The 19,464-nt window shown below is 67.0% G+C and carries 17 protein-coding genes, 1 pseudogene and 1 riboswitch; of the genes and pseudogenes, 10 read left to right on the forward strand and 8 right to left on the reverse strand.

The genetic code is table 11. The features are described from left to right. Both AC04L7_RS01230 and AC04L7_RS01235 read right to left on the reverse strand, forming a co-directional pair. Window positions 1–299 (reverse strand): annotated as a pseudogene (locus AC04L7_RS01230) (hypothetical protein); the annotation flags it as partial. Window positions 300–457: 158 nt separating this feature from the next. Continuing rightward, on the reverse strand, window positions 458–892 hold the full coding sequence (locus AC04L7_RS01235) for a BPSL0761 family protein (RefSeq protein ID WP_475512404.1): 435 nt from the start codon (window positions 890–892) through the stop codon (window positions 458–460). 268 nt (window positions 893–1,160) lie between these two features. Further along, window positions 1,161–1,382: riboswitch (cobalamin riboswitch) on the forward strand. A 273-nt stretch (window positions 1,383–1,655) separates the two neighbouring features. Here AC04L7_RS01235 and AC04L7_RS01240 point away from each other — a divergent pair. The 6 genes from AC04L7_RS01240 (at window position 1,656) to purU (ending at window position 8,448) form a co-directional block, all read left to right on the forward strand. Continuing rightward, entirely contained in the window at window positions 1,656–4,007 is a 2,352-nt protein-coding gene (locus AC04L7_RS01240; RefSeq protein WP_436000900.1) for a ribonucleoside-diphosphate reductase subunit alpha, read from the forward strand. A 231-nt stretch (window positions 4,008–4,238) separates the two neighbouring features. Continuing rightward, window positions 4,239–5,258 (forward strand): ribonucleotide-diphosphate reductase subunit beta, encoded by a 1,020-nt coding sequence (locus AC04L7_RS01245; RefSeq protein WP_187573933.1) that lies wholly within the window; start codon window positions 4,239–4,241, stop codon window positions 5,256–5,258. Between the two features lie 171 nt (window positions 5,259–5,429). Further along, window positions 5,430–5,846 (forward strand): acyl-CoA thioesterase, encoded by a 417-nt coding sequence (locus AC04L7_RS01250; RefSeq protein ID WP_299344862.1) that lies wholly within the window; start codon window positions 5,430–5,432, stop codon window positions 5,844–5,846. Window positions 5,847–5,926: 80 nt separating this feature from the next. Then, complete coding sequence (locus AC04L7_RS01255; RefSeq protein WP_435995884.1) at window positions 5,927–7,192, forward strand: serine hydrolase domain-containing protein; 1,266 nt, start codon at window positions 5,927–5,929, stop codon at window positions 7,190–7,192. 67 nt (window positions 7,193–7,259) lie between these two features. After that, the gene (locus AC04L7_RS01260) at window positions 7,260–7,577 is read left to right on the forward strand and encodes a hypothetical protein (protein ID WP_296278646.1); all 318 of its coding nucleotides are present in this window, start codon (window positions 7,260–7,262) and stop codon (window positions 7,575–7,577) included. 19 nt (window positions 7,578–7,596) lie between these two features. Then, a complete protein-coding gene (gene purU / locus AC04L7_RS01265; protein ID WP_475512405.1) occupies window positions 7,597–8,448 on the forward strand; it encodes a formyltetrahydrofolate deformylase in 852 nt (283 codons plus the stop codon). A gap of 122 nt (window positions 8,449–8,570) precedes the next feature. Here the strand turns inward: purU and AC04L7_RS01270 are convergent, their stop codons facing one another. Further along, entirely contained in the window at window positions 8,571–9,908 is a 1,338-nt protein-coding gene (locus AC04L7_RS01270) for an APC family permease (protein ID WP_435995880.1), read from the reverse strand. Window positions 9,909–10,058: 150 nt separating this feature from the next. On the opposite strand from AC04L7_RS01270, the gene AC04L7_RS01275 reads away from it, so the two are divergent. After that, window positions 10,059–11,372 (forward strand): amidohydrolase, encoded by a 1,314-nt coding sequence (locus AC04L7_RS01275; protein ID WP_435995878.1) that lies wholly within the window; start codon window positions 10,059–10,061, stop codon window positions 11,370–11,372. 92 nt (window positions 11,373–11,464) lie between these two features. On the opposite strand, the gene AC04L7_RS01280 is transcribed toward AC04L7_RS01275, so the two are convergent. Then, entirely contained in the window at window positions 11,465–12,250 is a 786-nt protein-coding gene (locus AC04L7_RS01280; RefSeq protein ID WP_435995876.1) for a TSUP family transporter, read from the reverse strand. A gap of 133 nt (window positions 12,251–12,383) precedes the next feature. Here AC04L7_RS01280 and AC04L7_RS01285 point away from each other — a divergent pair, with 133 nt between their 5' ends. Beyond that, window positions 12,384–13,709, forward strand: a complete 1,326-nt coding sequence (locus tag AC04L7_RS01285; protein ID WP_435995874.1) for a M20 family metallopeptidase — start codon at window positions 12,384–12,386, stop codon at window positions 13,707–13,709. A 272-nt stretch (window positions 13,710–13,981) separates the two neighbouring features. Here the strand turns inward: AC04L7_RS01285 and AC04L7_RS01290 are convergent, their stop codons facing one another. Both AC04L7_RS01290 and folE read right to left on the reverse strand, forming a co-directional pair. Beyond that, on the reverse strand, window positions 13,982–14,365 hold the full coding sequence (locus AC04L7_RS01290; RefSeq protein ID WP_435995872.1) for a YchJ family protein: 384 nt from the start codon (window positions 14,363–14,365) through the stop codon (window positions 13,982–13,984). 145 nt (window positions 14,366–14,510) lie between these two features. Beyond that, window positions 14,511–15,116 carry a GTP cyclohydrolase I FolE gene (gene folE, locus AC04L7_RS01295; RefSeq protein WP_296278653.1) on the reverse strand — a complete coding sequence of 202 codons (606 nt, stop codon included), beginning with the start codon at window positions 15,114–15,116 and terminating at the stop codon, window positions 14,511–14,513. A gap of 188 nt (window positions 15,117–15,304) precedes the next feature. Here folE and dcp point away from each other — a divergent pair, with 188 nt between their 5' ends. Then, window positions 15,305–17,452 (forward strand): peptidyl-dipeptidase Dcp, encoded by a 2,148-nt coding sequence (gene dcp, locus AC04L7_RS01300; RefSeq protein WP_435995870.1) that lies wholly within the window; start codon window positions 15,305–15,307, stop codon window positions 17,450–17,452. 81 nt (window positions 17,453–17,533) lie between these two features. Here dcp and AC04L7_RS01305 read toward each other — a convergent pair whose 3' ends face one another. Both AC04L7_RS01305 and AC04L7_RS01310 read right to left on the reverse strand, forming a co-directional pair. Then, on the reverse strand, window positions 17,534–18,085 hold the full coding sequence (locus tag AC04L7_RS01305; RefSeq protein WP_435995868.1) for a YdeI/OmpD-associated family protein: 552 nt from the start codon (window positions 18,083–18,085) through the stop codon (window positions 17,534–17,536). A gap of 55 nt (window positions 18,086–18,140) precedes the next feature. Then, window positions 18,141–18,695 carry a cysteine hydrolase family protein gene (locus AC04L7_RS01310; protein WP_435995866.1) on the reverse strand — a complete coding sequence of 185 codons (555 nt, stop codon included), beginning with the start codon at window positions 18,693–18,695 and terminating at the stop codon, window positions 18,141–18,143. Window positions 18,696–18,813: 118 nt separating this feature from the next. Between AC04L7_RS01310 and AC04L7_RS01315 the strand changes: the two genes are divergently transcribed. Further along, the gene (locus AC04L7_RS01315) at window positions 18,814–19,434 is read left to right on the forward strand and encodes a hypothetical protein (RefSeq protein ID WP_435995864.1); all 621 of its coding nucleotides are present in this window, start codon (window positions 18,814–18,816) and stop codon (window positions 19,432–19,434) included. Window positions 19,435–19,464 lie beyond the last annotated feature (30 nt).

Consider the following 19,464-nt stretch of genomic DNA (forward strand, 5'->3'; position numbering starts at 1 on the left):
GTGTAGCGGAACGTGGTGAGCCCGCTCTCATTGAACTGAAGGCTGGCTAGGAAGCGTCGAAGCGCCGGCTGACTCAGGCGACCCAGCGGCGATTCGGTCACCCCTGCGCTGAGGTGACGAGACAAACTGCGCTGCGAAGTGATGGGCGCGCCCAGACCGGCCAGGTCACGCTGCAGTGCCGCCTTGTCGACTGCGGCAAGGTCGGCTTGGGTTGCCGGCGGTGCCGCGTGTGCCGAGAAGAGTGTGCTTGCGACCACCAGGCAGCACGTGTAGATCGACGTCCGTAGAACTCTTGCCATGCTCCTTCTCCTTGAGGATGAGTTAGCACCTTTCTTCCATGGGCTCGATTGAGTGCACGCCGCATGACCAGGTGCGCGGTCTTTCTACCACCTGCCATTTTTGTGAAACTGTGACCTCGCCCGCTGCGTTCACCTTTATCACGCATGCCTACATTCGCTTACGTAATCAGGTGAAGTTGGAAGTGTCTCCGGAAGCAGACAACCGTTGGACTCGTCTGCTCACGCTTCAGCCAGCCCAGTCTTGTTTGAAGCGTGAGCGGACCGTGGTCTCCGGCATCTTCCGCTTCGGTTTGCTCCAGTGGCGCGAGCATGGTGCGATGCCAGTTCTGCTTCATCGCATTGGCCATCAAGAAGACATCGTCTATCGTGAGGAAGTGACGGGCTATGACCACGGCTCGCCGCCGTAATGCCACGGGTAGCGTGCGATCGCGCGCGATATCGAGCAAGAGTCCGCCGGCCCACACGATCGCGCGGGTACGTTCACTGGGCATCGTCATATCTGGTCTGGAATGGATTATCCCCGACGACGGCCCCCGGCTCGCATTCCACGCCCGGAACACTCCCATCAGGGCACTTGGAGGGAGGACGATCATGGAAACCGTGACTGCTGGGCAAGCTGACAAGGCCGCGAGGTACCTTCAGACACTGTTCGCCGGCGCGGACGGGGGCTAGGCGGCTTCCGGGGCCGGTCGACCCCCGTACTGACACCATCTAGCAGGTGCTGACCCCGCGCCAGCTTCAGCTGACAGGATTAGGCTGGTGGGAGAGCCAGCGGGGAGACGGATCCAAATCGTGGAACCCGCATGGCAAGGCCGTCCCTTGTTCCACACAACATTTGGTGTTGACGCTTCTGTACACCCCCACTATCTTGTGGCCGTCGGTTCCGGTGGTCGCAAGCCACGGGATTAAAACGGGAAGCCGGTGACGCGTTCGCGCCACTCCGGCACTGCCCCGCAGCGGTAATTGGGAACGAACCCGCCACACAGCACTGAGGCCCCATGCCTCGGGAAGCGGCGGACGTAGGAAGAAGGCTCGCCCTTCGCGCCCATGAGTCCGAAGACCTGCCGACAGCCGCGCGATGCACACCGCGCGGTGCCGGCCGCGGAATCTCCGGGGGGAGAGGGCTGGCGAAGCAGGGCGCCCGCAGTCCGTCTGCGCGGTCGCGTCTCCTGCGACGCCGCTTCCCCACTGTGATCCTCCATCCGGCCTTGCGCAGCCCCGCGAGGGACGGGCCGCCGCGTGCACCACGCATGGAGGAATCTCGTGACCCAGACCGACAGCGCCGTCGCCGACGCCGGCACCACTCCGTCCCAGAAGGACGCGTTCTCGCTGACCCCGCCGCCCACCGCCACCGCGATGAGCGTGACCAAGCGCAACGGCGGCCGCGAGCCGGTGGACCTCAACAAGATCGTGCGCGCCGTACAGCGAAACTGCGAAGGCCTGCACGCCATCGATCCGATGCGCGTGGCCACGCGCACCATCTCCGGCCTGTACGACGGCGCCAGCACGCGCGAACTGGACGAACTGTCGATCCGCACCGCCGCGCTGCTGACCGGCGAAGAACCCGAATACAGCCGACTGGCCGCGCGCCTGCTGGCCGCCTACATCACCAAGGAAGTCACCGGCCAGGAGATCCATGCGTTCTCGCAGTCGGTCACCCGCGGCCACGAAGTCGGCCTGATCAACGACCGCCTGCTGAACTTCGTGCAGACCAATGCGCGCAAGCTCAACGACGCGCTGGACGCCTCGCTCGACCTGCACTTCGACTACTTCGGCCTGCGCACGCTGTACGACCGCTACCTGCTGCGCCACCCGCACACGCGCAAGGTCATCGAGACGCCGCAGCAGTTCTTCCTGCGCATCGCATGCGCGCTGAGCGAGGACGTGCCGGAAGCGCTGGCGCTGTACCGCCGCATGGGCAACCTGGACTACCTGCCCAGCTCGCCGACGCTGTTCAACAGCGGCACGACGCACGAGCAGCTGTCGTCGTGCTTCCTGCTGGACTCGCCGCAGGACACGCTGGAATCCATCTATGCCAAGTACGGCGACATCGCCCAGCTGAGCAAGTTCAGCGGCGGCATCGGCGTGAGCTACACGCGCGTGCGTTCGCGCGGCTCGCTGATCAAGTCCACCAACGGCCACAGCAACGGCATCGTGCCGTGGCTGAAGACGCTGGATTCCTCGGTCGCAGCGGTCAACCAGGGCGGCAAGCGCAAGGGCGCGGCCTGCGTGTACCTGGAGACCTGGCACGCCGACATCGAGGATTTCCTCGAACTGCGCGACAACACCGGCGACGAAGCGCGCCGCACCCACAACCTCAACCTGGCCAACTGGGTGCCGGACCTGTTCATGAAGCGCGTCGAGGCCGACCAGGAATGGTCGTTGTTCGATCCGCGCGTGGTGCCGGAGCTGACCGACCTGTACGGCGCCGCCTTCGAACTGGCGTACACGCAGGCGGAACTGCAGGGCAAAGCGGTCAAGACCATCCCGGCCCGCAAGTTGTACGGCCGGATGATGCGCACGCTGGCCGAGACCGGCAACGGCTGGATGACGTTCAAGGACAAGTGCAACGCAGCCAGCAACCAGACGCTGCGCGCGGGCAATGTCATCCACCTGTCGAACCTCTGCACCGAGATCCTCGAGGTCACCTCGGCGGAAGAGACGGCCGTGTGCAACCTGGGGTCGATCAACCTGGGGCGCCATTTCGATAGCGATCCCGATACCGGCCGCACCTGGTTCGATTTCGACAAGCTGGCCGAGACCGTGCGCCTGGCTGTTCGCCAGCTGGACCGCGTGATCGACCTGAACTTCTATCCGATCGAGACCGCGCGCCGCGGCAACCTGCGCTGGCGTCCGGTGGGCCTGGGCTGCATGGGCCTGCAGGACGTGTTCTTCAAGCTGCGCCTGCCGTTCGACAGCGCCGAGGCGCGCGCGCTATCGGCGAAGATCGCCGAGACCATCTACTTCCATGCGCTGGAAACCTCGGTGGAGCTGGCGCAGGAACGCGGCCGCCATCCCTCGTTCGCCGACACCCGCGCGGCCAACGGCGAACTGCAGTTCGATGCCTGGAACATCAAGCCGGAGAATGCCGACCGCTGGGAGGCCCTGCGCGCGCGCATCAAGGAACACGGCCTGCGCAACTCGCTGCTGATCGCCATCGCGCCGACTGCCACCATCGCCTCGATCGCCGGCTGCTACGAGTGCGTGGAGCCGCAGGTGTCCAACCTGTTCAAGCGCGAGACGCTGTCGGGCGACTTCCTGCAGGTCAACCGCTACCTGGTGGACGAGCTGAAAAAGCTGGGCCTGTGGACGCCGGAAACACGCGACGCGATCAAGCTGGCGGAAGGCTCCATCCAGGGCATCGCGCAGATCCCGGAAACGTTGCAGCAGGTCTACCGCACGGCGTGGGAACTGCCGATGCGCTCGCTGATCGACATGGCCGCCGACCGTGGCGCCTTCATCGACCAGTCGGCCTCGCTCAACCTGTTCATGGAAAGCCCGAACATCGGCGCCATGTCGTCCATGTACATGTACGCGTGGAAGCGGGGCATCAAGACCACTTACTACCTGCGTTCGCGCCCGGCCACCCGCATCGCCAAGACCACGGTCAGCAGCGCCGCCGCTGTGGAGCCGAAGCGCGAATACACGCCGGCGGAGGCGATTGCGTGTTCGCTCGAGAACCCCGAAGCCTGCGAGGCCTGCCAGTAACCGCTCCCCCTGCGCCGGCTCCGGCCGACGACCCCTGGAACAGGAACACGGACGTTCCCGGCGCAAGGACGCGCCACCTTTCTTGATCGAGCCCCTCTCCCACCGGGAGAGGGGTTGGGGTGAGGGTACGGCGGCGTCACGACGTGTCGCCGCCGCTGCCTTCGCCGCACCCTCATCCGCCCTACGGGCACCTTCTCCCGGAGGGAGAAGGAACCAAGAGACCACCGCACCATGTCCGTACACCCCAAGCAGATGTTGCTAGACCCCGGTTTCGAACTGACGCTGCGCCCGATGCGCTATCCGCAGTTTTATGACATGTACCGCGACGCGATCAAGAACACGTGGACGGTGGAGGAGATCAACTTCCAGATCGACATCACCGACCTGCATGCGAAGATGACGCCGGCCGACCGCCACCTGATCCACCGGCTGGTCGCGTTCTTCGCCACCGGCGATTCCATCGTGTCGAACAACCTGGTGCTGAACCTGTACCAGCACCTCAACGCGCCCGAGGCGCGCATGTACCTGTCGCGGCAACTCTACGAAGAGGCGCTGCACGTGCAGTTCTACCTGACGCTGCTGGACAACTACCTGCCCGACCCGGCGGAGCGCTTCAAGGCGTTCGCGGCGGTGGAGAACATCCCGGCGATCAAGAAGAAGGCCGACTTCTGCTTCAAGTGGATCGACAGTATCCAGGACCTGAAGCGGATCGAGACGCGCGACCAGCGCCGGCAGTTCCTGCTCAACCAGATCTGCTTTGCCGCCTGCATCGAAGGCCTGTTCTTCTTCGCGGCCTTCGCCTACGTGTACTACTTCCGCTCGCGCGGCCTGTTGCCGGGCCTGGCCAGCGGCACCAACTGGGTGTTCCGCGACGAGAGCTGCCACATGGAGTTCGCGTTCGAGTGCGTGCGCACCGTGCGCGAGGAAGAACCGGACCTGTTCGACGACGTCATGCAGCAGCAGGTCTACGACATGCTGGAAGAAGCGATCGAGTGCGAAGTGCAGTTCGCCGAAGACGTGCTGTCCGGCGGCGTAGCCGGCATCTCGACGCGTGACATGCGGCAGTACCTGCAGCACTGCGCGGACCAGCACTTCGCCAAGCTCGGCATGCCCAAGCGTTACGACGTGCGCAACCCGCTGCCCTTCATGGAGCTGCAGGACGTGCAGGAGCTGACCAACTTCTTCGAGCGCCGCGTCTCGGCCTACCAGCTGGGCGTGCAGGGCGAGGTGGGCTTCGACCACGCGTTCTGACGCGTGGCGATGGCTGACGTGGGAGCGACGTAAGTCGCGATCGCGGCAACGACACGTCCTCGTGGCATCCGAAGGGCAGCGRCCTGCTCCTTTCGCCCTGTCGCGACTCACGTCGCTCCCACGAGGCCTGCGCTATGCTCCCGCCAGGAGCACGCGAACCGGAGCACCACCATGACCGAACTGGCCAACGCCGAAGCGCTCCCGACCGAGGCGCGCCTGCTGCACATGGTCTTCCCCGACCACACCAACCACCTCGGCACGCTGTTCGGCGGCCAGGCGCTGGCGTGGATGGACATGTCGGCCTTCATCGCCGCGTCGCGTTACGCGCGTACCACCGTGGTCACCGCACGCTCGGAACAGGTGGACTTCAACCAGCCGATCCACAAGGGCGACCTGGTCGAAGTGGTCGCGCGCGTGGTGAAAGTCGGCCGCAGCTCGATGAACGTGGACGTGGAAGTCATCACCGAGAACCTGCTGACCGGCGAGCGGAAGCTGTGCACGCGCGGCCACTTCGTGATGATCGCGCTCGATCCGCTGGGGCGGCCGACACAGGCGCCGCCGCTGCCGCCCGCCATCGCGCAGGACTGACCGGGCCTGCGCACCCGATGCGCGGGGTTCCGTATCGTCGTTCGTCATCCTTGTGCATGTGCCCTCCACGTGCAGCCGACATGACGCCGAATACCGCCCCGTCCTCCCCGCAGCGTCGCCGCTGGCTGGCCACGTTGGCCTCTGCACCGTTCATCGCCGGCGCGTGGCCGCATCTTGCGACCGCCGCCGCCTGCGACGATGAGGCGAACTGGATCCCACCCGATGCCTTCCTCGCCGACCTGCCGCGACTGATGCAGGCGCTGCGCGTGCCCGCCATCGGCATGGCCGTCGTGGAGCGGGGCGAGGTGGTATGGGCGCGCAACCTGGGCGTGACGAACGCGGAAACGCGGACGCCTGTAGCCGACGACACGCTGTTCGAGGATGCCTCGCTCAGCAAGCCGGTGTTCGCCTATCTGGTGCTGCAACTGGCCGACCAGGGCGTTATCGATCTCGATGCGCCGCTCGTGCGCTATCGGCGGATGGACTACCTGGCCGATCACCCGTGGGTGGACCTGGTCACCGCGCGGGACGTGCTGCGCCATTCCACCGGCATGCCGAACTGGCGCAAGGACCCGGCCCACGAGAAGCTTGCGCCGGCGGTGAAGCCCGGCACGCGCATCGACTATTCGGGCGAAGCGATGTTCTGGCTGCAGCTGGTCGTGGAGAAGCTCACGGGTGAGAGCCTGGACGACTCGATGCAGCGCCTGCTGTTCGGTCCGGCCGGCATGCGCGACAGCAGCTATACGTGGAGCAAGGAGATCGCCGCGCGTTCGGTCTACGGCCATCGCGCCGTGGAGGACGAGGAAAGCGGCATGCCGCCGCAGATGCTCCGCGACACCTGGAACGCGGCACAGACCGTCGCGGACCGCTGGGGCAAGCCGCTGTCCGCATGGCGTTACGAAGACGCAGAGCGCGCGTTGCCGGACGTGCAGGCCATCACGCCGAAGGGCCTGGTGAACTGGCCCGGCGACATCCTCGCCAACGCGGCGGCCAGCCTGCGCACCACACCGGTGGATTACGCGCGTTTCATGGCGCTGATGGTGCGCACATCGCGTGCGCCATGGCAGATCAGCGAGGCCATGCGGACTGCGATGCTGACCAAGCAGATCGACGTGCCCGGCCGCTGGACCGACAAGGGCCTGGGCTGGAATCTGGAAAGCACCCCGCGCGGTCCGGTGTTCTACCACTCGGGCAGCAACGGCGGCATCTTCAAGAATTTCGCCCTCGGCGATCTTGCCGGCGAGCGTGCGCTGGTCGCGCTGACCAACGGCGGCAGCGGCAACGTGCTGTACCGGCGTGTGGTGCGCGCCGCGACGAGACACGACCTGCTGGCGTTCGACCTGTAGGCACGGCCACTGCGGGCCTGTCGACAATGTGCTAAACAGCGATCCTCACTGCCCCGGAGACGCTGCCATGGCTTTCCCCCGTCCGTCCCTTCGTTGCTTCTGTCGCAGCCTCGGCATCGTTGCCGGTTCCCTGGCCTTGTCCGCCTGCGTCAGCACGCCCGGCCCGCAGGTCGCCGGCAACGGCAGCTGCCGCGATGCCTCGCTGGACTGGGCCGTGGGCCAACCGGCGGACGAAGCGACGCTGAAGCGCCTGTCGAGCGAGAGCGGCGCGGGTCTGGTCAACCCGATCGGCCCCACCACGGCCGTGAAGAAAGACACCCGCAACGACCGCCTGCGCGTTTACATCGATGCGCAGAACCGCATCACCGCCGCACGCTGCGAATGACCCCCGATCCGAACCCCGCATGCGCCGCGACCATATCCTGACCCTCTCCTGCCCGGACACCACCGGCATCGTCTATCGCGTGACCGGTCTCCTGTACGAGTCCGGCTGCAACATCCTGGACGCGCAACAGTTCGGCGACGACGAATCCGGGCGCTTCTTCCTGCGCGTGCATTTCGACGTGCCGGGCGCGACCGAGATCGATGTGCTGCACGAAGGCTTCGCGTCGCTCGCGGAAATCTTCAACATGGACTGGCAGCTCCACGACGCCAGTCGCAAGGCGCGACTGATGGTGCTGGTCAGCAAGCAGGGTCACTGCCTCAACGACCTGCTGTTCCGCGTGCACAGCCGGCAATTGCCGGTGGAGATCGCCTGCATCGCGTCCAACCACGCCGACTTCGCGCCGCTCGCCCAGTCGTACGGCGTCGCCTTCCACCACCTGCCGGTCTCCGCCGAACACCGCGAAGAGCAGGAGCACCGCATCATCGACCTGGTCGAGCGCGAACGGATCGACCTGGTCGTGCTGGCGCGCTACATGCAGATCCTTTCGCCGACGCTGTGCGATGCGCTGGCCGGCCGAGCGGTCAACATCCACCACAGCTTCCTTCCCAGCTTCAAGGGCGCCAAGCCATACCACCAGGCGCMCGCGCGCGGGGTCAAGATCATCGGCGCGACGGCGCACTACGTCACGCGCGACCTCGATGAAGGTCCGATCATCGAACAGGACGTCGCCCGCGTGGACCACGCGATGACGCCGAAGGAACTGGTGCGGATGGGCAGCGACATCGAATCGCTGGTGCTGGCTCGCGCGGTGCGCCGCCACGTGGAGCACCGCATCCTGTTGAACGGGCACCGGACGGTGGTGTTCCGCTAGGCTGCCCGGAGTAGGAATACCCGATGTGGGAGCGACGTAAGTCGCGAGCTTTTGGTGCTAGCAGAGGAAGAGCTCGCGACTTACGTCGCTCCCACAATCAGCCTTCCTGCCTCGTCTGGAACTCAGCTGCCCACGCGCCGCCGAAGCCCGACCAGCACCGCGTAAATCGCGGCCAACACCACCACCGCCACGCCGATCGCCGTCCACTCGCGCGTACTCAACGTGGTGAGGATGGCCACCATGCCCACGACCGCCAGACCGGGTACCAGCGGACCGCCGCGCAGGACGAACGGTGCACCACGCTCGCGCAGGTCGGTGCGCTGCGCCCGCCAGGCGGCCACGCAGACCATCACGTACACCAGGCAGACCGCGCCGCCGGAAATCAGCACCAGGGCTTCGAAGTTACCGACCACCGCCAGCAGGCAGGCGATGCCGGCATGCGTGGCCAGCGCAAGCAGCGGCACGCGGTGGTTGGCGCTGACGCGACCGAAGGCCTGCGGCAGGTAACCATCACGCCCCAGCGCGAACAGCAGCCGGGACGACCCCAGCAGGTTGCCCAGCAGGAAGCCCGCCATCGAGATGCACGCGGTCACCAGCAGGGCGATGCGCGCCGGATCCCACAACCGGCCCGCGGCCTCGGCGATCGGCACGCTGCTGGTCGCCAGGGCCGGGCCCAGCACACCCTGGCAGACGATCTGCAGGCCGAGGTACAGCAGCACCACCAGCAGGATGGCGCTCAATGCCGCGCGCGGCACGCTGCGCGAAGGGTCGCGTACTTCGCCACCGGGAATCAGCGCCGTTTCCACGCCGGAGTACGCGAACACCACCATCACCATCGCCGCGCCCAGCGCGGTCCACGAGGGCACGTCGGCGAAGGCGAAGCTGACGTGCGAGGTATCAACGAAGGCTAGGCCCAGCACCACCAGCAGGAACAACGGCACCAGCTTCAACGTCGCCAGCGTCATCACTGCGCGTGCGCCCAGTTTCACGCCGAAGGCATTGAGCGCATAGATCGCGGCATACACGCCCAGCAGCAGCAGCGCGCGCGGCAGGGGCGCGTCGAAGACCGGCCACAGACTGGCGGCCTGCAGCGACAGCGCCGCGGCGACGCCGGCACTGGAGGCCACGTTGCAGATCCACATCAGCGCGCCAGCCAGGAAGCCCGGCAGCGTGCCGAACACCGCGCTGACATAGGTATAGGGTCCGCCGGTGGCGGAGGCCCGGCTGCCGATGGCGGCGAAACACAACGCCACCGGCACCATCACCACGGCACCGGCCAGCAACGCCAGCGGCGCGGCGGCGTCGACCTGCGCCGACAGCGCCGCAGGCATCTTGAAGATGCCGCCACCGACGATGATGTTGATGACGGCCGCGGCCAGCGCCAGGCTGCCCACCGCGCGCAACAGCGCGGCATCGCCCTGCAGCGGACGGGAAGAAGCGGGATCGGCGTCTCGGGTCATGGGCAGGGGCGCTCTCCAGTGGCCTGCGAGCCTGCCACGCGCGCGTGGCGAATGCGAGCAACGCGCACGCATGCGCTCATGGTGATTTGCCATTGGACGCACGCGCCGCCCGGGCTAGCATCGTGCTCCCCGTCTGTCCCGGATGCCGCCATGCTTCGCGCCCATCGTTTGTTCGCCGCCGTGCTCGTCGCGACGGTCTCGCTGGCAGGCACGGACGCAGCGCGGGCACAGGACGCCACGGCGTTCGCGGCGCTGGAGCGCGCGCAGCCCCAGCTCGTGCAGTGGCGGCGCGACCTCCACCAGCATCCCGAACTCGGCGAACAGGAAACGCGCACCGCCAAGCGGGTCGCCGATCACCTGCGCTCGCTGGGCCTCACGGTGCGCACCGGCGTCGGCAAGACCGGCGTGGTCGCGGTGCTGAAAGGCGCGAAGCCAGGCCCGCGCATCGCCCTGCGCGCCGACATGGACGCGTTGCCGGTGACCGAACAGACGGGCCTGCCTTTCGCGTCGAAGGTGAAAGCCGAATACCGTGGCCAGCCGGTCGGCGTGATGCACGCCTGCGGCCACGACGCGCACGTCGCGATCCTGATGGGCGTGGCGCAGGCGCTGGTCGCCGCGAAGGACGAACTCGCCGGCGAAGTGATGTTCGTGTTCCAGCCGGCAGAAGAAGGCCCGCCGGTCGCGGGCGCAGTGTTTGGCGCGGCGTTGATGCTGCAGGACGGCGTGTTCAAGGACTTCACCCCCGATGCCGTGTTCGGCCTGCACGTCTGGGCCGGCCTGCCGGTCGGCAGCGTGGGCTATCGCAGCGGGCCGCTGATGGCGGCGGCGGACGAGTGGTCGCTGGTGGTGAAGGGCAAGCAGACGCATGGCTCGCGGCCGTGGGATGGCGTGGACCCGATCACCCTGGGCGCGCAGATCCTGCTGGGCACGCAGAGCATGATCGCGCGGCAGGTGAACATCGCCACCAGCCCGGTGGTGCTGACCGCGGGCCAGTTCCAGGCCGGCGTGCGCTTCAACATCATTCCGGACGAAGCGACCCTGGTCGGCACGCTGCGTACCTTCGACCCGACCGTGCGCGAAGACGTGATCGCGCGTTTCCGTCGCATCGCCGACGACTACGCGCACGCCAGTGGCGGCAGCGCCGAGCTGAAGGTCGCCAACAACGCGCCTGCCACCATCAACCAGCCTGCGCTCACCCAGCGCGTACGGCCGTCGCTGGAAAAGGCGGTGGGCGCGGCGAACGTGGTCGAGATGCCGTTGGTGACCGTGGCCGAAGACTTCTCGCAGTTCGCCAACACGGTGCCCGGTTTCTACTTCTTCGTCGGCTCGACGTCGAAGGGGATCGATCCGGCCACCGCACCGATCAATCATTCGCCGCAGTTCCTGCTCGACGAACAGGCGCTGCAGACCGGCAGCCAGGCGATGCTGCAGGTGGCGCTGGATTACCTGGCGACCAAGCCCTGATCAGGCGCGGTTGTGGGAGCGACGTGAGTCGCGAGCTTTTCGTTTCGCCCAGGAAAGAGCATCGCGACTGACGTCGCTCCCACAACAGCCGATCAAACGCCCAACCAGAGCCGCAACGGATGCTGCGGATCCGCCAGCAGGCGGATCGCCAGCGCGATCGACACGGTGACCAGCAACGGTTTGATGATCCGCGCGCCCTGCTTCATCGCGAAACGCGAGCCCAGCTGCGCGCCAAGGAACTGGCCGGCGCCCATCAGCAGGCCGATCTTCCACAACACCGCGCCGTGCAGCAGGAACACGCCGAATGCGCCGAGGTTGGAGCCGAAGTTGAGGAACTTGGTGTGTGCAGTGGCCTTGAGGATGCCGAAGCCGGCCAGCGCGACGAAACCCAGCATCAGGAACGAGCCGGTGCCCGGGCCGAACACGCCGTCGTAGAAGCCGATCGCCGGGACGAAGGTCAGCGCGAACACCTGCGGGCGCATGCGCTGGTGCCGGTCCACGTGACCGATGTCGGGCTTCATGCCGAAGTACACCGCGATGCCGACCAGCAGGAACGGCAGCGCCCACTTCAGCCAGTCCACCGGAATGATCGTGGCCAGCAATGCGCCACCGACAGCGCCGAGCCCCGCGGTCAGCACCATCGGCAGCTGGCCCTTGAGGTCGACGTGTCCATGGCGCGCGTAGGCCCAGCTCGCCGAGCCCGAGCCGAACAGCGACTGCAGCTTGTTCGTGCCCAGCACCTGCAGCGGCGGGATGCCGGCCAGCAGCATCGCGGGAATGGTGATCATGCCGCCGCCACCGGCGATGGCATCGATGAAACCTGCCAGCATCGCGGCGAGGAACAGCAGCAGGAGCACCTGCAGGGCGAGATCGGGCATGGTGGTTCCGGCGGGGAGCGGAGGCGTCGCCAGCCGTGATCGGCCACACGGAACGCCTGCGCATTCTAAGGTGGCATGCGCACCGTCGCGACGCAGGCGTTAGCATCGGGGCTTGCCTCCAGGAGCCGACCCGATGCGCCATGCACGTCCTCTCGCCGTTTCCCTGCTCGCCCTCGCCTGCGCCCTGCCCGCCGCCGCGCAGGATGCCGCGCCCACGCAACGGCCGGAAGTCGCCGCCGCAGGCAAGACGGTGCAGCAGCAGGTGATCGATTGGCGCCGGCACTTCCACCAGTACCCGGAACTTTCCAACCGCGAGGAGCAGACGTCGAAGCGCGTGGCCGAGGAACTGCGCAAGCTCGGCCTGCAGCCGCGCACCGGCATCGCGCGCCACGGCGTCACCGCGGTGATCAAGGGCGGCAAGCCAGGCCCACGCATTGCGCTGCGCGCCGACATGGACGCGCTGCCGGTCACCGAGCGCAACAGCCTGCCGTTCGCATCGAAGGCGACATCGACCTACCGCGGCGAGACCGTCGGCGTGATGCATGCCTGCGGCCACGACGCGCACACCGGCATCCTGCTGGGCGTGGCGAAGGCGCTGGTCGGCATGAAGGACACACTGCCGGGCGAAGTGCTGCTGGTGTTCCAGCCCGCCGAGGAAGGCGCGCCGGCGGGCGAGGAAGGGGGCGCGGAGCTGATGTTGAAGGAAGGCGTGTTCAAGGACTTCAAGCCCGAGGCGGTGTTCGGCCTGCACGTGTTCTCGTCGATTCCGGCCGGCCAGATCGGCGTGCGCCAGGGCCCGCTGATGGCGGCGTCCGACAGCTTCACCCTGAAGGTCATCGGCCGGCAGACGCACGGCTCGCGGCCGTGGGGCGGCGTGGACCCGATCGTCGCGATGGCCGATGTCATCGGCACCACCCAGACCATCGTCAGCCGCCGCACCGACATCTCCAAGCTGCCCGCGGTGGTGAGCTTCGGCGCGATCAAGGGCGGCATCCGCTACAACATCATCCCCGACGACGTCGAAGTGGTCGGCACCATCCGCACCTTCGACGAAGGCATGCGGCAGAAGATCTTCGCCGACCTGAAGAACGTCGCCACCCACGTCAGCGCCGCGCACGGCGCGAAGGTCGAAGCCAGCGTGCCCGACAACGACGGCAATCCCGTCACCGTCAACAACCCCGAGCTCACCGCGCAGATGCTGCCCAGCCTGCAGGCGGTGGTGGGCGCCGACAACGTCATCACCCCGGGCCTGCAGATGGGCGCGGAGGATTTCTCGTTCTATGCGCGCGAAGTGCCGTCGATGTTTTTCTTCGTCGGCAGCACGGCCAAGGGCATCGATCCGGTCACCGCACCGAGCAACCACTCGCCGGAGTTCATGCTGGACGAATCCTCGCTCGACATCGGCCTGCGTGCCCTGCTGCAGGTGACGCTGGATTACCTGGAGAAGCCGAAGGGTTGAGCACTTTTTTCCCTCTCCCTGCGAAGCGTGGAGAGGGTGCCGCAGGCGGGTGAGGGGCGAACGGAGACACGATGTTGCCGGCATCCGCGCTCCGGCAAGAGGCGATCTCACTAGACGGGCACACGCGCTTCACCACCGGCGCGCGCCCCTCATCCGGCCTGCGGCCACCTTCTCCCCGCCTCGCGTGGAGAAGGACGCAGATGCGCCTTGCTACTCAAGCCACCCGCACGACGAGACAACTCCCCTCGCGTGACGGGGAGGAGGGCTCGACATCACCGGTGCTCGCCATCCACGTACAGCCATCGCCCGCCGATGCGGGCAAAGCGGCTGCGCTCGTGCAGGCGCACCGCACTGCCGCCGCCGATGCGGTAGCGGGCGACGAACTCGACTTCGGCAGTGTCCGGCCCAGTGATGCGGTGCGATTTCACCGCGAGCCCGAGCCACGTCGTCCTCGGCGCACCGGGGGCGTCCAGGCCGATTTCGTCTGGCCGCGTGTCGGGATGCCAGGTCGTACGCAGGTAGTCCGCATCGCCGGTGACGAAGGCGCTGTAGCGCGAGCGCATCAGCGCTTCGGCATCAGGCGCGGGCTCACCGCCGTGATAGCGGCCGCAGCAGGCCGCGTAGTCGCGGCTGGTGCCACAGGGGCAGGCATTCATGGCTTCGCTTCACTGTAGGAGCGACGTAAGTCGCGACCGCGCACCCTAGGGCAACAGGAAAGTCGATTCCTCGAGATGAGCAAGCACATGGACAGTGGCATCATGCGGTCGCGACTTACGTCGCTCCTACAACAGCCACACGCACTCAACGCTTCCCGTGGCCCGTCTCGATGAAGCGCAGGAATTCCGCGCGGGTGCGCGCGTCCTCGCGGAAGGTGCCCAGCATCTTGCTGGTCACCATGCTGACCCCGCGCTTGTGCACGCCGCGGGTGGTCATGCATTCGTGCGCGCCATCGACGACGACGGCGACGCCACGCGGCTGCAGCACGTCCTGGATGCACTGCGCGATCTGCGCGGTCATCTTCTCCTGCACCTGGAAGCGGCGCGCGTACACGTCCACCACGCGCGCCAGCTTGCTGATGCCGACCACCTTGCCGGCCGGCAGGTAGCCCACGTGGGCACGGCCGATGATGGGCGCCATGTGGTGTTCGCAATGGCTTTCGAATTCGATGTCGCGCAGCACGATCATCTCGTCGTAGCCGGCGACTTCCTCGAAGGTGCGCGCCAGGTACTCGCGCGGATCCATCTGGTAACCGCTGAACCAGTCGCGGTAGGCCTTGGCCACGCGCTTGGGCGTATCGAGCAGGCCCTCGCGCGTGGGATCTTCGCCCGCCCACTCCAGCAACACGCGTACCGCATCCTCGGCCTGCGCCTGGGTGACCTTGCCGGGATTGTCGTCGGACGGGTTCATCGCATGGATTCCTGCGGGGGGCGGGGAGGATAACGCATTTGTCTGGCGGGTCCCTTACGGTGCCCAGGGGCGCGTGGATGCGGCCGCGGTCGGCCGGCACTCGCCAAGCCGCGCGTGCCGGCGCACGCTATGCCCCGGTCCACCACCGTGACGGGCGATCCCGTCGAAGTCCGTTCCCGGAGTTCTCCATGCTGCGTACGCTGTTGCTTTCCTCCGCCATCGCCGTCGCCCTGTCCGCCTGCGGCGACCGCCCCGCTTCCGAAACCGCCATGCCCGCCACCGCCACCACGCCCGCCCAGGGCGAAAACCCCCTGTTCACCGCCAGCACGCTGCCGTTCCAGGCGCCGCCGTTCGACAGGATCAAGGACGCCGACTACCAACCCGCCATCGAGGAAGGCATGCGCCAGCACCTGGCCGAGGTGCGCAAGATCGCGGACAACGCCGAGCCGGCCACCTTCGCGAATACCTTCGAGGCGCTGGAGCGCAGCGGCACGCTGCTGACGCGCGCGACCAGCGTGTTCTTCGCGATGACCGGCGCCAACACCAATCCCGCGCTGCAGGCCGCCGAGGAAGCGCTCGCGCCGAAGCTGGCCGAGCACAGCGACAGCATCCACCTGGATCCGGCGCTGTTCGCCCGCGTGAAGGCGGTCTACGACCAGCGCGACGCGCTCGGCCTGACGCCGGAACAGAAGACCGTCGTCGAACACACCTACGACGGCTTCGTGCGCGCCGGTGCGCAACTGTCGGACACCGACAAGGCCGAGCTGCGCAAGCTCAACAGCGAGGAATCCTCGCTGACCACCGCCTTCGGCAACAAGCTGCTGGCGGCCGGCAACGCCGGCGGCGTGTTCGTCACCGACAAGGCGAAGCTAGGCGGCATGGATGAAGGCGCGATCGCCGCCGCTGCCGATGCGGCAAAGGCCGCAGGCAAGGACGGCCAGTGGCTGCTGAGCCTGCAGAACACCACCCAGCAGCCGGCATTGGGCTCGCTGAAGGACCGTGCGCTGCGCGAGCAGCTGATGGCCGCCTCGCTGGGCCGCGCCGAGAAGGGCGACGGCAACGACACCCGCGCGACCATCCAGCGCCTGGCCGAACTGCGCGCGCGCAAGGCGCAGCTCCTCGGCTTCCCGAACTATGCCGCCTACAGCATCGCCGACCAGATGGCCGGCACGCCCGAGGTCGCCCTGAAGCTGCTCACCGACACCGTGCCCGCCGCGACCGCGCGGGCGCGTGCCGAGCTCGCCAAGATCCAGGGCGTGGTGGATGCGCAGAAGGGCGGCTTCACCGCCGGCGCGGCCGACTGGGACTTCTACGCCGAGCAGGTGCGCAAGGCCGAGTTCGACCTGGACGAGTCGCAGATCAAGCCTTACTTCGAGCTGGACCGCGTGTTGAAGGACGGCGTGTTCTTCGCTGCCAACCAGCTGTACGGCATCACCGCGAAGGAGCGCAAGGACATCCCGGTCTACCATCCCGACGTGCGCGTGTTCGACATCATGGACGCCGACGGCGAGCAGCTGGCGCTGTTCTACCTGGATCCGTTCAAGCGCGAGAGCAAGCAGGGCGGCGCGTGGATGGGCAACTTCGTCGAGCAGAACGGCCTGACCGGCGACATCCCGGTGGTCTACAACGTGGAGAACTTCACCAAGCCCGCCGCCGGCCAGCCCGCGCTGTTGAGCTTCGACGACGTCACCACGCTGTTCCACGAATTCGGCCACGCACTGCACGGCTTCTTCTCGAAGACGCAGTACCCCAGCGTGGCCGGCACCAACGTGCCGCGCGACTTCGTCGAGTTCCCGTCGCAGTTCAATGAGCACTGGGCGCTGGACCCGAAGGTGTTCGCCCACTACGCCAAGCACTACCAGAGCGGCGAGGCGATGCCGCAGGCGCTGGTCGACAAGATCGTCAAGGCACGCACCTTCAACCAGGGCTACGCGACCACCGAGTACCTGTCGGCGGCCCTGCTCGACCTCGCGTGGCACACGCTGCCGGCCGGCGGCGGCCAGCAGGACGTGGATGCGTTCGAGAAGCAGGCACTTGCCAGGTACAAGGTCGACCTGGCGGCGGTGCCACCGCGCTACCGCACCAGCTACTTCAGCCACATCTGGGGTGGCGGCTACGCGGCCGGCTACTACGCCTACTTCGGTGCGGAAGTGCTGGACCACGACGCCTTCCAGTGGTTCCGCGAGCACGGTGGCCTGACCCGCGAGAACGGGCAGGTCTTCCGCGACAAGGTGTTGTCGATCGGCCACTCGCGCGACCTGGCTGAGGCCTATCGCGCATTCCGCGGCAAGGATCCGAGCGTCGAACCGTTGCTGGAGCATCGCGGCCTGAAGTAACCGGCGTTGCATGGCCGGAAGAAAGCAAGGCCCGCGCATGCGGGCCTTCTTTTTCCGGCGGCAGGCCACGGGGCCGCTGCATCATTCGGCCGCGGTCGACGCGCCCATGTTGCCTTTGCTGTACATGCCCGAGCGATCGAAGCAGCAGGCACGGCGCTTGCCGGAAGCGAGCATGTCGCAGGCGGTGGCGATGCGTTTCACGCGCGTCTCGGCCTTCTTGCCTGACGTCATCCAGTGGATCCAGTCGCGGCGGGCGAGCGGGGTCAGCGTCGTCCACAACGCTTTCGCCTCCGGCGCTGCGTCGAGTGCCTTACGGATGTCCGGCGGCACTCTGGGTTCGGGTTCCTCCTTCACCGGCGCGACGATCAGTTCGACCTGGTCGCCCGCGGCAACGCCGGCAGCGTCGCGCAGTGCCTTTTCCACCTTCAGCCAGTGGCTGCCTTCGCCATCGGGTTCCAGCGTGGCCGTGAACGGTTTGCCCGCGAACGTGCCTTCCACTGTCGTCATGCTGCGCGTGGGCAACTTGGCACTGGCCGCCTTCGGCAATACGAGGAAGGTCCACGTCGCGCCTTCCGGTTCGGCGGGGCGCTGTAGCGTGGCGTTGAAGCGGATGCGGACGGTCGACGAGGTCATGGCGGCATGGTAATGCGGTAGAGACACCCCGTCGTGAAGACGCACCGTCCTGGTCTCATTCTGGAAACATCTTCGCCACCGACTGCGTCGTCAGCACGCAGGCACCGAGTGTGCGCGACATCAGAGCGACCGCGTTGCGCAGCCGCGCCGGACTGATCGCGGCCACCGCATCCTTGGGCACCCACAGCGCGAACTCACGCATGTTGGCGTCCTGCGCCGTGGCCAACACGCAGGCATCGGCGGCGACTCCTGTTAGCACGAGCCGACGCACACCCAGCTTTGCCAGCAGGATCGGCAAAGGCGTCGCCAGGAAGCCGGAGTGTTTGGGCTTCAGCACGTGGTAGTCCTGGGGACGCGGCGCGAGCCGCTGCACGATGGCGGCCGAGGCACCGCCTCGCTCACGGCAGGCGGTCACCAGGTCGCCGACATGGCCCTGCCAATGGGCGAAGTTGTCGTTCACGTAGATCGTCGGCGCGCCTGCCGCGTCGAAGCGTTCCCGCAACGCCACGATCCTCGGCGTGATGCGGACTGCGGCCGCGCCGAGGCGCGTCCCGCCCTCGAAATCGAACAGGTTGATCATGTCCAGCACGATGAGCGCCGTTCCGTTCACGACACCGTGCCATCGATGGGTCGTTTCATGATGTGAACGTGCTGCATGCGTCACCGTCACCTGATGTTTGCGTGGCCTGGCCTACAAGGGACACACCTTCCTCCCGTGGAGTCTAGCCATGGCACGTTCCCGCAACGTCAACACCGAACAGGTCCACGAACTTTTGCTGCAGGCGCTGGAGACCGAGCGCGGCGGCATCGAGATCTATACCGCCGCGATCAAGGCGGCGGTGAACAAGGACCTGAAGAAGGAATGGGGTGAATACCTGGAGGAAACGCGGACGCACGAACAGGTGCTGACCCGCGTGTTCGAACAGCTGGGCATGGACACCGAAGAGGCCTCCCCGGGCCGCGCGGTCGTTGCGCACCAGGGCGCCTCGCTGGTCAAGGCCATCGAGATGGCGATGAAGACCGACAAGCCCGAGGCCGCCGAGCTGGTGGCTGCGGAATGCGTGGTACTGGCCGAAACCAAGGATCACCAGAACTGGGAGCTGATCGGCAAGGTCGTCGAACAGGGTGGTGAGCTGGCCAAGGTGCTCGAGCCGGCCTACAAGGCCGTGGAAAGCGACGAGGACCATCACCTGTACCACACCATGGGCTGGTGCCGGGAACTGTGGATCCAGTCGCTCGGCATGCCGGCCGTCCTGCCGCCGCCCGAAGAGGTCAAGCAGGTCGAGACCGCCATCGGCGCGTCGCGAGCCGAGCAGGCGCGTGAGCAGATGCTCGGCCGCAAGCACTGACGGCGCGGGCATGACGCGCGTCCCTGGCTC

It is taken from the genome of Pseudoxanthomonas sp. LjRoot204_2, assembly GCF_056175765.1.